This window comes from Brevibacillus daliensis, from assembly GCF_021245735.1.
Classification (GTDB): domain Bacteria; phylum Bacillota; class Bacilli; order Brevibacillales; family Brevibacillaceae; genus Brevibacillus_B; species Brevibacillus_B daliensis.
This window is the reverse complement of record NZ_JAJISB010000003.1, coordinates 351037-364655: the sequence shown is the minus strand read 5'-3', so window position 1 is coordinate 364655 and position 13619 is coordinate 351037. Positions and strand designations below refer to the sequence as shown.

The 13619-nt window shown below is 42.5% G+C and carries 14 protein-coding genes; all 14 read right to left on the bottom strand.

The window, feature by feature from the left end:
- Positions 1–47 precede the first annotated feature (47 nt).
- Positions 48–1148 carry a prephenate dehydrogenase gene (locus tag LM917_RS04820; RefSeq protein ID WP_232696341.1) on the bottom strand — a complete coding sequence of 367 codons (1101 nt, stop codon included), beginning with the start codon at positions 1146–1148 and terminating at the stop codon, positions 48–50.
- 113 nt (positions 1149–1261) lie between these two features.
- The gene (hisC, locus tag LM917_RS04815) at positions 1262–2359 is read right to left on the bottom strand and encodes a histidinol-phosphate transaminase (RefSeq protein ID WP_232696340.1); all 1098 of its coding nucleotides are present in this window, start codon (positions 2357–2359) and stop codon (positions 1262–1264) included.
- 31 nt (positions 2360–2390) lie between these two features.
- Complete coding sequence (gene trpA / locus LM917_RS04810; protein WP_232696339.1) at positions 2391–3209, bottom strand: tryptophan synthase subunit alpha; 819 nt, start codon at positions 3207–3209, stop codon at positions 2391–2393.
- Positions 3206–4426, bottom strand: coding sequence for a tryptophan synthase subunit beta (trpB, locus tag LM917_RS04805; RefSeq protein WP_232696338.1), 1221 nt, complete (start codon positions 4424–4426; stop codon positions 3206–3208). The genes trpA and trpB overlap by 4 nt, the downstream gene beginning before the upstream one ends.
- Positions 4410–5096 (bottom strand): phosphoribosylanthranilate isomerase, encoded by a 687-nt coding sequence (locus tag LM917_RS04800; RefSeq protein WP_232696337.1) that lies wholly within the window; start codon positions 5094–5096, stop codon positions 4410–4412. The genes trpB and LM917_RS04800 overlap by 17 nt, the downstream gene beginning before the upstream one ends.
- Positions 5093–5929, bottom strand: a complete 837-nt coding sequence (gene trpC / locus LM917_RS04795) for an indole-3-glycerol phosphate synthase TrpC (protein ID WP_232696336.1) — start codon at positions 5927–5929, stop codon at positions 5093–5095. The genes LM917_RS04800 and trpC overlap by 4 nt, the downstream gene beginning before the upstream one ends.
- Positions 5919–6944 carry an anthranilate phosphoribosyltransferase gene (gene trpD / locus LM917_RS04790; protein WP_232696335.1) on the bottom strand — a complete coding sequence of 342 codons (1026 nt, stop codon included), beginning with the start codon at positions 6942–6944 and terminating at the stop codon, positions 5919–5921. The genes trpC and trpD overlap by 11 nt, the downstream gene beginning before the upstream one ends.
- Positions 6938–8455, bottom strand: coding sequence for an anthranilate synthase component I (trpE, locus tag LM917_RS04785; RefSeq protein WP_232696334.1), 1518 nt, complete (start codon positions 8453–8455; stop codon positions 6938–6940). Before trpE ends, trpD begins: the two co-directional genes overlap by 7 nt.
- A gap of 261 nt (positions 8456–8716) precedes the next feature.
- The gene (aroH, locus tag LM917_RS04780) at positions 8717–9088 is read right to left on the bottom strand and encodes a chorismate mutase (protein ID WP_232696333.1); all 372 of its coding nucleotides are present in this window, start codon (positions 9086–9088) and stop codon (positions 8717–8719) included.
- Positions 9085–10194 carry a 3-dehydroquinate synthase gene (aroB, locus tag LM917_RS04775; RefSeq protein ID WP_232696332.1) on the bottom strand — a complete coding sequence of 370 codons (1110 nt, stop codon included), beginning with the start codon at positions 10192–10194 and terminating at the stop codon, positions 9085–9087. Before aroB ends, aroH begins: the two co-directional genes overlap by 4 nt.
- Positions 10194–11357 carry a chorismate synthase gene (gene aroC, locus LM917_RS04770; RefSeq protein ID WP_232696331.1) on the bottom strand — a complete coding sequence of 388 codons (1164 nt, stop codon included), beginning with the start codon at positions 11355–11357 and terminating at the stop codon, positions 10194–10196. Before aroC ends, aroB begins: the two co-directional genes overlap by 1 nt.
- A 129-nt stretch (positions 11358–11486) precedes the next feature.
- Positions 11487–11642 carry a hypothetical protein gene (locus LM917_RS04765; RefSeq protein ID WP_232696330.1) on the bottom strand — a complete coding sequence of 52 codons (156 nt, stop codon included), beginning with the start codon at positions 11640–11642 and terminating at the stop codon, positions 11487–11489.
- 76 nt (positions 11643–11718) lie between these two features.
- Complete coding sequence (locus tag LM917_RS04760; protein ID WP_309241931.1) at positions 11719–12501, bottom strand: CheR family methyltransferase; 783 nt, start codon at positions 12499–12501, stop codon at positions 11719–11721.
- A gap of 638 nt (positions 12502–13139) precedes the next feature.
- Positions 13140–13583 (bottom strand): nucleoside-diphosphate kinase, encoded by a 444-nt coding sequence (gene ndk / locus LM917_RS04755; RefSeq protein ID WP_232696329.1) that lies wholly within the window; start codon positions 13581–13583, stop codon positions 13140–13142.
- Positions 13584–13619: the final 36 nt, after the last annotated feature.

The following is a 13619-nucleotide window of genomic DNA, read 5'->3' as shown; positions in this document are numbered from 1 at the left end:
ACACTCCCTATCACACGATTTCTTTTCTATTCTACTGGTTTTCTCTCTTATTCTCTTTGATACACATTGTAATCGAAGTATTGCAGTAATTCTATGCCTTTCTCTAATCCACGTTGATTACTGAAACTGATTCGTAGAGCACCAAAAAGATCTTCCCTAGTTTCTCTGATTTGCAAATTGCTGATACTAATATTCTTACTTCCTAGCAAGGTGGTAATCTTACCGATTTCACCAGGATGGTCTGGAATATCTACATACAAATCATACAATGGTGGAATGGCACCAGGCTGTTTTTCCGGTATAGAATCTCGAAACTCACGTGCGTCTCTGAAAAAGGCTTCGATCTCTGTAGAATCCTGCTGTTCAAGAGCATGCACAATTTGAGCAAAATCGCGTTGCCAGTCTTTTGCAATCTCAAGCAAATATTCTGTATTACTCAGTATAATGTCACGCCAAAGCTTAGGATTACTAGATGCAATACGTGTGATATCACGAAACCCTCCTGCGGCCAGCCGGTGATACCAAGGTTGCTCCCCGTTATATTTTGAAACCTGATTTACCAAAAGTGCAGCTATGATATGTGGAAAATGACTAATGGCACCAACAATTTCATCATGCTCGTCCGCTTTTAACGTGATTACCTTTGCATGTAGTGGCTGCAATAAGTGTTGGAGCTTTTCAACTTCTGACTGTTTCGTCTCTTCCGTCGGCGTTAAAACATAGAAGGCATTTTCATATAATCGAACATTTGCAGCATCTACGCCAGATTTATGGGAGCCAGCCATCGGATGTCCACCTATAAAGGTGATGCCTTTCTTCCCTAAGCTCTGACCTTTTTTCACGATTTCAAGTTTAGTTGATCCCACATCTGTAACGATTACACCACTTTTTAAATCTAGTTCTGCAAGATCATCAATTAGTTGATGTATATATTCAACAGGTGCAGATAAAAAGATAAAATCTGCATCACGTACCGCAGTTTGAAGATCAGTAGTACCCGCATGCAAGATCCCTTTATTAATTGCCTTATCCAGCTGTTCTCGATACAAATCAAAGCCAATAATACGATTGATCGAATCCTGGCGTAACGCGACAGCAATGGATGCACCAATTAGTCCGACACCAAGTATGGCAATGGTTCTACTCATGTTGTTTCTCTCCACTTCTATTTATCTCATTCTTATAGGTAGGTAAAAGAGAAAAGCCGGTTATAACCGGCCTTTCATCTACATCACTCTAATTTCATTGCTAAACAGCAAGCTTAGTTTTGCAATGGCTGAGCTACCATGCTTTCCAATATTTCGAGGAAGCGCGTAGTTTGCTCAGCATCTCCAATCGTAACTCGCAAATAGCCTGGGCATCCCAATGCATTTCCTGAACGTGTGATAATTCCGTTCTTCAAGAAGTAGGTAAATGCCTCATCAGAATCCCTTTTCACTTCGAATAAAATGAAGTTGGTTTGAGACGGGTAATAATGTAACCCCAACTCCTCAAATTTATCTGTAAATCTTTTCATTTCAATACGGTTTTTCCGACTGCATTCTGTAACGAATTCCTGATCTCGCAATGCTTCACGTGCAGCTACCTGAGAAAGGGAGTTTGTGTTAAAAGGTTCACGAACACGATTTAAATTGTCCACGATTTCTTTTGCTGCAATTCCGTACCCCATACGCAATGCTGCCAAACCGTAGCTCTTGGAAAACGTGCGGAGTACAACAAGGTTTGGATATTTTGCTACCAAAGGTAAACTGTCAGGATATTGCGAATCTACAACATACTCATAGTATGCTTCATCCAAAACAACCAACACATTACTAGGCACTTTCTCTACAAACTGTGCAATTTCTTCCGAGGTGTTAATCGTACCGGTTGGATTATTTGGATTACATACCCAAACAATACGAGTTTTTTCGTTTACTTGGTTTAACATGGCATCCAGATCATGAACGCCATCTTTCAATGGTACTTCTACAATCTCTGCTCCTTCAACCACAGCTGTGGATTTGTACTGTGGAAAAGTAACATCTGCCATAATGACTCGACTACCTGGCTCTAAGTAGGCCCTGGAAAGCATAAGCACCAGTTCATCTGAACCATTACCAAAGATCAAATGATTTTCATCGATGTTGTAAAATGTAGCTAATTCTTCCCGCAACAATCTACTTGCACCATCTGGATAGATGGCTAGATGATCCATCGCGTTTACAATCGCTTCTTTTGCCAGTGGAGAGCATCCATAAGGATTTTCATTTGAAGCCAGTTTAATTACTTCAGTAAGTCCTAGTTCACGTTTTACATCTTCAATTGGTTTACCCGGTTTATATACCGGAACCTGCGAAAGACTTTGTTTCGGAATCACAGTTCCTCACCTCATGGTTGATTGTTTTTTGCTATTGTATCGCATCTGTCAAGGTTCTGACAAACTTTTTCACATTTTCTAACGCACTGTTCCGCGTTGTTTCGTTAATGAGTTCCTCCGTGTATTTCTCAACTTCTTGTACAATTGCACTACCGACAATTACTGCATCCGCATATTTGGCTACCTCTTTTACCTGCTCAGGTGTTGATATACCAAAACCGACGCCAATCGGTGCAGAAGAATTTGCCCTTGCCTGCTCTACCAGTTCACGTACTTCCACTGGAATCTCTTGCCGGACTCCCGTTACCCCAAGAGAAGATACGCAATAAAGAAATCCTCCGGACTCTTTTCCGATCAGTGCTAATCTTTCTTGTGAAGTGGGAGCTACTAATTGAATTAAATCTGTACCATGTTGTGCGGCTATCCCTCTTGCTCTTTCGTTCTCTTCAAATGGTAAATCAGGAATGATAGCCCCATCCAGATCGAACTTATTTATATCAGCAAAGAATCTCTCTATGCCATACTGGATTACCGGGTTAACATAGGTGAAGATAAGTAATGGAATAGACACCCCTGCTTCTCGTAATCGTTGACCCAACAGAAGAGCATCTGGTAATTGTACTCCCTGTGAAAGTGCCCGTTTGGAAGCCCTTTGAATAACAGGTCCATCAGCTAGCGGATCGGAATACGGAACGCCCAACTCTATGACATCCGCCCCTGCTTCAACCAGTTTAAGAACCAATTGGAATGTTACTTCGAGAGACGGATCTCCTACGGTAATAAAGGGGATAAAACGTTTTTTACTTTTATCGGTAAAAAGTGATTCCAGCCTTGTTTGCACTCTGTTCATTGTGAGTCCTCCTGATTGCCAAAGTATTCTTGCAAGGTATGGACATCCTTATCTCCACGACCTGATAGGCAAACGGCGATAGTCGTCTCTTTGGTATATTTTTTTGCTCGTTTTATTACCTCGGCTAAGGCGTGTGAACTCTCAAGAGCTGGTAAAATACCTTCCAGTCTTGTAAGTAGCTGGCATGCCTCCAACGCTTCCACATCTGTAACTGATGTGTACTCGACACGTCCAGAATCCTTTAAATAAGAATGCTCGGGACCTACCCCTGGATAATCTAATCCTGCTGATACAGAATGAGCCTCCTGCACTTGTCCATACTCGTCTTGTAAAAGATAAGTCATGGAACCATGAATCACTCCTGGACGACCCAGTGTTAAAGTAGCAGCGTGTTTATCTGTATGAACACCTTTACCTGCTGCTTCTACCCCTGTGATTTTAATGTCGTCATTGACGAATGGATGGAAGAATCCAATTGCATTGCTTCCTCCACCTACACAAGCAATCAGCTCATCTGGTAGTTTGCCTAGTTGAGCAATTGATTGTTCCCTGGTCTCTTCACCAATAATCTTCTGGAATTCTCGCACCATGTAAGGATATGGATGTGGACCCACAACCGATCCAATTACATAGTAGGTATCTTCCACATGACTAACCCAGTAACGGATTGCCTCATTTGTGGCATCCTTTAAGGTAGCCGATCCAGAAGAGACTGGAATCACTTCTGCCCCTAATAGTTTCATACGAAAAACGTTCAATTCTTGTCGTCTGATATCTTCTTCTCCCATAAATACTTTGCAAGACAAGCCCAATCTGGCTGCTACAGTAGCACTAGCAACCCCATGTTGTCCTGCACCAGTTTCGGCAATAATTGATTGTTTTCCCATTCTTTTTGCAAGAAGTCCCTGGGCCAAAGCATTGTTCAGCTTATGTGCCCCCGTATGATTCAAATCTTCTCTTTTTAAATAAATGTGAGCTCCACCCAAGTATTCACTTAGGCGTTCTGCATAATAAAACGGAGTCGGTCTACCTGCGTAAAATGTTAGTAGTTCTTTTAATTCCCTTTGAAAACTCTCGTCTTGGATTGCTTCTTCAAAACTACTCTCCAATCTAAATAAAGCATTCATCAATGTTTCGGGAACAAATCTTCCTCCAAATTCACCAAATCTGCCATTTACGGGCTTGGATAGCTGCTCTGAGTTATACACCTGCGACATGTTGTCCCATCCTTTCAACAAGCATCTTGATTTTTTCTTTATCTTTTTTTCCTTCCGTTTCCACTCCACTGGATAAATCAATAATGGCCGGATCATAATCTCTTCGTAATTCAGTAACATTATCTGGTGTGATTCCACCTGCAATGACAGTTACGCGAGGAGAAGTATCCTTGGTTAGTAAAGGGATTTCACTCCATGAAAAACGTCTGCCTGTGCCTCCAGCCTGCTTCTCATCATGGGTATCAAATAACAAGGCATCTGCATTCTCTTTATATGATTGAATCCGCTCCTTATAATCTCCCTCATTTCCTATTCCAATCGCTTTCCATACCTCACACTGTGGAAACCTCGCACGAACCTTTGCACAGAACGTTGGCGTTTCCGTTCCGTGTAATTGAATGACATGAAGCGGGACTCGCATAACCGCTTCCGTTACTTCTTCCATCGTCGGATTTACAAAGACTCCAACCAATTGAGGCAATGTAATAGTTGATGCATTAGGCAGCTTGGCACCTTCCACTCTGGCTTGCTCTACAATCTGCCTGGCTTCTTCTGTACTTACCTGGCGTTTACTTTTAGCAAAAACAAATCCTGCATAAGTAACCTGAAGCCGAGCGAGTAGTATCATGGTCTCGCTGTCACGTATGCCACAAATTTTTAATTGGCTCATCGTATATCACCACTTGCAAACGAACCGGATATCTGAACATTACTCAAAGGATCATTTTCTCGTAAAAAACTCTGAACGGCTTCTCTGATATTTTGTTTACGCATAAATTGTTCTCCTACCAATACGGAACGAGCTCCAACCTGGCGAACGTGAACAACATCCTCATAGCTGGAAAGACCACTCTCACTTACAACCGGAATTCCCGATGGAACAAGAGGCATGAGTTCAGCTGTTGTTTGGATATCTGTTTGGAAGGTATGAAGATTACGGTTATTAATACCTAGCAATTCTGGTTTCACGACTGACAGTACTTGCGCAAGTTCCCTCTGATTGTGGATCTCGATCAAGACATCTAAGCCTAAACCCTTAGCAGACTGGTATAAATGCTGTAGCTGTGCAGGCTCGAGAATAGCTGCAATCAGAAGGATAGCGTCAGCACCAGATAAACGCGCCTCGACAATTTGTATGTCATCAATGATAAAATCTTTACGTAGAAGCGGCTGTTCTATAGCATCACGAATAGCTTGCAGGTAAGATAAATTCCCCTGAAAAAACTGCCGGTCCGTCAAAACAGAAATCGCATCTGCCTGTACAGCAGAATAATCAAGAGCAATAGCTACTGGATCGAAATCTGGACGAATGAGTCCTTTTGAAGGTGACGCTTTTTTTACCTCTGCAATTAAACTGACAGGTCTATTGCTTGTAAGTAAGGCATCAACAAACCCTCGGCAATCTGATTGATGAACAATCTCTCTTAACATGGACTGAGTTGATGTTGTGTTGTAGAGATGCTGTACTTCGATTTTTTTCTGTTCTACGATTTTACGAAGCATGGCTAATCCTCCCCGATAACTGACGAAGCTGTTCCAATTTGGCTGAAGCCAGCCCATTATCGATTAGTTCTGCCGCTTTAATAATGCCATCCTGCAACGAAAGTACCTTTTCAGAAATGTAAAGAATGGCACCAGCATTTAAGAGAACGATATTCCTAGCCGCTCCTCGTTTCCCTTGAAAAATACTAGAGAGTATTTCTGCATTGTAAGAAGCATCTCCGCCTTTAATCTCCTCTGCACTTCCCAGTGAGAGCCCGAATTCTACTGGATTCACACGATAAGAAGTGACTACACCATCACGGAGTTCAGCTACTTCACTATCGCCTGTAATGGTCAACTCATCTAGACCGTCTGAGCCTGCTACGACCATTGCCCGTTTCACCCCTAGTTCACCCAACGCTTCTGCGATAGGCACTAAAAGAGAACGATCATAAATACCTAGTAGCTGTCGATCTGCTCGTGCGGGGTTTGTTAACGGACCAAGTAAATTAAAAACCGTTCGAATTGCCAGTTCTTTCCGTGGACCTGCCGCATGGCGCATTGCCTCATGATATAGCGGTGCAAACAGGAAACATAGGTTGGTCTGGGTCAGACATTCCGCTGCTTGCTCAGGCGCTAGTTGAATGGGTACTCCCAACGCTTCCAATACGTCAGCACTGCCGCATTTACTCGAAACAGCCCGATTTCCGTGTTTCGCTATCTGAACATTACCACTAGCCGCAACAATAGCTGCAGCAGTGGAAATATTAAAAGTGTGCGCGCCATCTCCACCTGTACCGCAGGTATCCACTAGATTACCTTGCTGTAGTGGAAAATGATTCACTCTCTCTCGCATGGCTTGTGCAAAACCAATCAGTTCTTCCACTTGTTCCCCTTTTATGCGTAGAAACGCCAGAAACGCACCGATTTGGGCAGGAGTTGCATGACCATCCATGATTTCGCCCATGGCAATCCTTGCTGTCTCACGATCCAGATGATTTTGACGACTGAGATGTTCTAATGTTTTGACTAACATACCCCTGCCTCCTTTTTTGTAAACATTTTCTCCGCCTTTTCTAAGGCTTTTATCATTGCTTTGGCCTTATTCAATGCTTCCTGATATTCTAATTCCGGTATAGAATCCGCTACAATTCCGCCACCAGACTGCATATGCACCTTACCCTCCGTAAAGAGTAGAGTACGAATTGCAATGCAGCTGTCGAGGTTACCCGTAAAGCTGAAATAGCATATTGCCCCGGCATACGTATGTCGATCGTCCTGCTCCAGCTCTGCTATTAACTCCATCGCTCTAATTTTGGGAGCACCTGATACCGTCCCAGCTGGAAATGCAGATAGTAAGGCATCAAAGCAGTCCATATTATCTTTAAGCACCCCTGAAACAGTGGAAGAAATGTGCATGACCTGAGAGTATCTCTCTATTTCGAGCATTTGGTCTACATTCACAGATGCATAGTTACATACGCGACCAACATCATTTCTAGCTAAATCTACTAACATATGATGTTCAGCTAACTCTTTTTCATCGGCTAGAAGTTCTTGCTCCAGAGCCATATCCTCTTCTTTCGTTGAACCACGCTTTCTCGTTCCAGCAATTGGTCTGATTTGCACCTGTTTATCCTGAACCTTTACCACCACTTCAGGTGAGGCACCTACCAACGTGGCTGACTCTAATGGTAAGTAGTACAGATAAGGAGATGGATTGGTCGTACGCAATACTCGATAAACTGCAAATGGATCAACGCTAGTTTCTGCACTCAACCGTTGTGATAAGACAATTTGGAATATATCACCACTGGCAATGTACTCTTTTCCTTTGTTTATCATGGATTCGTACTCTTTGTAGGTCATATTTCCTGTTAACACAAGAGGCTTATGATCCTGCGTAATAATGGGAGCACGTTGTATCTGTTCTCCTTCACCCTCCGACTGTTTTTGAAGCTCCAACAATCTTTCAGTAGCTTCCTGATACTTCGTTCTTACGATATCCTCTGTATCATCGGGAGCTATTTTCACATGGACAAAAAATTGTATTTCCTGTTTCACATGATCATAAACTAGCATTTCATCAACAAACAGGATTTGCACATCTGGAATTTGTAAAGATTGTCGTTTATGCTTCGGCAATCGCTCCTCCACGTTACGTAGCGTGTTATAGCCTAAGTATCCGACCGCTCCTCCGGTTAATGGAGGAAAGTCAGGTAGTTGAGGGGTTTGGTACGCTCTGCATAGCCTTCGCAATACCTCAATCGGGTTGGCTGATAATCGTTCACGCTCTCCCGTAGCATATTGTAATTCCACTTCTTGTTCTGTTGCCTTTACCCGTAAAAATGGCGTTAATCCGATAAAAGAGTAACGAGACCAATGCTTTGTTCCTTCTACACTTTCAAGCAGAAAAGCGGCTTCTTTTTGATACTTCTGAAAAAGTCGAATGGGAGTTTCTTGATCTGCCATCATAGACAGTCGGATGGGAATCAAATTGTGTGTACGTGATAAACGAAGCACTTCTTCAAAACGGGGTTCAAACATGGCTAACACACCTCTTTCCGTAATGTGGAAGAGGATAGTATCATGAATATAAGGAGGGTAGTTTTTATGTAACACAAAAACACCCAGCAGAGTGCTGGGTGTTAGACTTTAGTCCCGTAGCTAGCTCAGCTCTCCTCATCTCATACAACCTATCTCTTCTCAGCTCTACTCATCTTACTCACTCAAAACCTAAGATCCTGTGATCTTACGGTTGCTTTAAAAACTTGATCTTACTTTACAAAAAACCGCTCGTGATGTCAACTATTCTTTTACCAGATCAGGGCGTAATCGCACAGCATCACGTAAGAAAACGTGCTGAATCTCTTGCGGGCTCTTTGTTGTATTGACGTGTAGCATGACGCGAATACACTTTTGCAGGCTCCCAGGTATTGAAATTTCTTTGGCACACATCAGAGGAACATGTTCCCATTTCAATGTGTCACGCGCAGCCTGAGCTGGGAAAACAGCATCCAGATCATCCGTTACCGTGATGATTGCACTTGCAATATCATCAGCGTCTAATTGATTGCGTTTCATGATCTCTTGTAACATTTCCGAGGTGGCTTCTAACATCTCATTCTTCTCATTATGATTTACTGTAATAGCTCCCCGAACACCCCTCACCATCATCATTTCTTCGATTCCTCCCACTCGTCTCTTAAAAACTTCTGTAGTTTTTCTATAGCTATCCCGGGAACAATCTGAACATGACCGATTGATGTCGGAAGTATAAGGTTGATCTGACCGGCAACGCCCTTCTTATCTCTTTCCATTACTTCTAATACATTATCTGGATTCATTTCTTTTGGCCAGCTGACTGGTAGATCAAACATACTGAGGACACTGCTCGTTCGTTTAGCTACACCCTGTGGTGCCAGATGTTCCTGCTCTGCAAACCGAGCAGCAAGGACCATCCCAACAGAAATTGCCTCTCCATGATTTAGCTCCTGATAGCCGCACAAAGCTTCAAACGCATGTCCAAAGGTATGACCTAGGTTCAAAATCGCACGTATCCCTTGCTCTGTCTCATCCTCAGAGACTACATTTGTCTTAACAGCACATCCACGATAAATGGCCTCTGCCAATAATTCAGGATGTAGTTGCTTAAGCTCGTCCGCATGTTCTTCCAACCAGCGTACAAAGCCTTCGTCTGAAATCAATCCATGCTTAATAATTTCTGCAAATCCAGCTGCAATTTCACGTTTTGGTAAGGACGTAAGCGTAGAGACATCGTATAAAACCAGCAATGGCTGATGAAAGGCCCCTACCAAGTTCTTACCTAACCTGTGGTTAATAGCTACCTTTCCTCCGACAGAGCTGTCATGGGCGAGCAAAGTAGTTGGAATCTGAATGAAGCTGATTCCTCGCATGTAGGTAGCTGCGACAAATCCCGCCAGATCACCAACTACCCCGCCTCCAAGTGCTAACACCACTGATTTTCGATCTAATTTTGCTTCTATGGCAGCTGTCATCACTTCTTCGTAAACTGCAAACTGCTTTGCCTTTTCCCCAGCTGAAACGATAAATGTAGCAACCTGATAGCCGCCATCCGCAAGCTGTGCCTTGATTTTTTCTAAATAGTACGGAGCAACATTTGTATCAGTTACGATAAAAAGCTTTTGGGTACCTTTTATTCCAACTTGCTGTATGTGCGTGGTTACTTCTTCCAAAAGCCCAGAACCAATTAAAATCTGGTAGGTTCTCTCACCCAACTCGACCGTTACTTGTTTGGTATTCATTAAAAGCTCTCCGTATATGCCCGATAGTCCTTTACGTTAGCAATCATATCTTCCAAGGCATCTGAAGGGAATTTCTCACACATGGCACAAGCAATTTCCCACGCTACGACCGCTTCCGCCACCACGCTAGCAGCTGGTACCGCACAACTATCAGAACGCTCTATCTGAGCGGTAAATGCTTCTTTTGTATCAATATCCACACTCATCAATGGTTTGTACAAGGTAGGGATTGGTTTCATCACGCCACGAACAACAATCGGCATTCCAGTCGTCATACCGCCTTCCAAACCGCCTGCACGATTGGTAGTTCGGCTATAGCCTGATTCTTTATTCCAGACAATTTCATCATGAACCTGTGAACCAGGAAGACCTGCTGCTTCAAAGCCAATTCCAATTTCTACACCTTTAAAGGCTTGGATGCTTACTATCGCTTGGGCCAGTCGACTATCCAGTTTTCGATCCCATTGAACATGGCTTCCTAACCCAGTCGGTACACCTTCTACCACTACTTCGACAATACCACCTAGCGAATCTCCATCTTCCTTCGCTTTATCAATTAGTTCCATCATCTTTTTCTCTGCAATCGGATCAACGCAGCGCACTGGTGATGCTTCCGTAATTTCTATGAGTTCGGATAGTGAGAGCTCACGATCCCGAGCGATCACTTCGCCAATTTGCTTCACGCGTCCAGCTACACGAATACCAAATTGCTCTAATAGAATGCGTGCAACAGCTCCAACGGCAACACGCATCGTTGTTTCCCTGGCACTGGAACGCTCCAAAATGTTACGCATATCACGCTGATGATATTTGATCGCTCCATTTAAGTCAGCATGTCCAGGACGAGGGCGAGACACACGGCGACGTGCTTCGTCTTCCTCAGGTATTGGTTCGGCACCCATAATTTTTTGCCAGTGTGTCCAATCATTATTTTCAACTACGAGCGTAATTGGAGCACCTGTTGTAAATCCATGTCGAACACCAGACACAATTTTAGCAGTATCTTTCTCGATTTGCATCCGGCGACCACGACCATGACCTTTTTGTCGACGCTCTAATTGTTTATTTATTTCGTCAAATGAAAAAGGAACGTTACTTGGTACCCCCTCTATAATTGCCGTTAGTTGGGGACCGTGTGATTCACCTGCTGTTATATATCTCAATCTCGTCTCCTCCAATCCAATCCTTTAACACTTTTAAGCGTTATAATATCATACAATACAAAATAAGAAAATGGATGAAAGATAAAATGCTTCCCACATTCATGAGAAGCACCTTACATGTACATCAGATTATACTGATTTTACTTTAGTCACTCTGTTTTTTTCCTGCTCGTACAGATTGTTTACGGTCTCCATAAATCTGGTTTCCATTCCAATAATCTGACTGCATTCCTTTATACTAATCAACCCGTGACGATATGCTTCAATCGCTTTAGACTTGTCCATGAAAGAGCTCCTTTGATTGGAAAAGTTTTATATTCCTATTTTTCAAAGGAAGCCCCTTTCCTATACATCGTCGTTTTTATTTTTCTGTTTTTTTATAGAAAAACGTATCTTCTGGCTGTAATTGATACTGTTGTGGTTGAAATATTTGCTCCGTACTTCCTACGAATAATACTCCACCTGGGCGCAGGGCACGGCTAAATTTTTGATATAATTCATGTTTTGCTTCCTCAGTGAAATATATAAGAACGTTACGACAAATAATGAGATCGAATCCGGTCTCAAACGGTTCTGCTAATAGGTTATGCTTCTTAAAATGAACGGCTTGCTTGATTTCCTGATCAATCCGATATGTAAGCTGATCCTTCTGGAAATATTTTTGAAGTAGGTCATTGGGACAATCTTGCAACGAACGTTCCATGTAGACACCCTGTTTTGCCTTACTGATGGCCCCCTCATCAATATCTGTAGCCAAAATACTAGACTTCCCAAGCAAATGCTTACGCTTGAGAGTTAGTGCTAATGTGTATGGTTCTTCTCCCGTTGAACAAGCTGCACTCCACAATTTCAGACGACTTGACTCTTGGCTCAATTTAGGAAGGATTCGCTCTTCTAATGTTGTCCATCTACCTGGATTACGGAAAAATTCTGAGACATTGATTGTCATTCTGTCCAAGAACTCATAAAAAAGAGACTGATCCTTGCTGATTGCTTCATAATAGGAAACAAACGTTGAGTAACCACGTTTCATTCGGAGCGACGTTAATCGGCGCTTCATCTGAGCTTCTTTATACAGTGCTAAATCAATACCCGTTTTGCCTTTGACCAGGGCGATAAACTGTAAAAAATCTTTATCATCCACTATGTATAGCCCCCTTTTGCACTAATGATGCCTTTTCGTTACTAACAGGGCTAATTCCTGCTTGTTTATAAAAAATGTCCGCGAAATGTTAATAATTGTGATTTACCAAGAGAACTTTATAGATAAGGTTTTCGTGGAAGCTTCCTTGTGTTTACTTCCAACTTGGTGGAGACAACCAGCTGTAGTGGATTAACGAATCATAAAAAACTATTGCCTGTTCATAGAGGCTGTTCCTCATTAAAATGATGCAGTCTGTTAGCAGGATAAAAACTTTCCATCCATGTTTACACAATTTCATTTTCCTTGTTTGAAGAGGATAAGCTTGCGAAAAGAATCATGTTTTCTGGCAAGGGACCTTTTACCATCCTACCTTGCGTAACAACACTGTTCGAGGAAATAGAAACGCTACCTATGTGGTACATCTTTGAGATAGCTTCCTTTTGCGTTTCCCTCGAACGGTGTTGTGGAGCAGTCTGGTTTTTCATGATTTGAAGTTACTTGGTTTTTTCACCACAACCCTTTGCAGAAGAAGCCCACTACAGTTGTGTACATACATTGCTTATACATGCTTACACAAGAAAAAAGAGGTATAACACTTAACCTGTTACGGTTAGCGATATACCTCTTGTGTGCTCTTATTAGATCCAGCGTTGAATCGTTTTTTCAATGGAAGCGATTTCGTTAGTAGCAAACCAAAGACCAATTTCACGCTCTGCGCTCTCTGGAGAATCAGAACCGTGAATAATGTTCATGCCAACAGATACTGCATAATCACCACGAATTGTACCAGGTGCTGCATCAACAGGATTTGTTTTACCCATCATCGTGCGAGCCGTTGTGATTACATTGTTACCTTCCCAAACCATAGCGAAAACTGGTCCAGAAGTGATGAAATCAACCAATTCCCCAAAGAAAGGACGCTCTTTATGTTCAGCATAGTGCTGTTCAGCGAGTTCTTTACTTACGTTCATTATTTTTGCGCCAACCAAAGTAAAGCCCTTTTTCTCAAAACGAGAAACGATTTCTCCCACAAGATTGCGTTGTACACCATCTGGCTTTACCATGATAAAAGTTTTTTCCATTCTAATGCCCTCCATAATACCTACTAAGATTTGCAC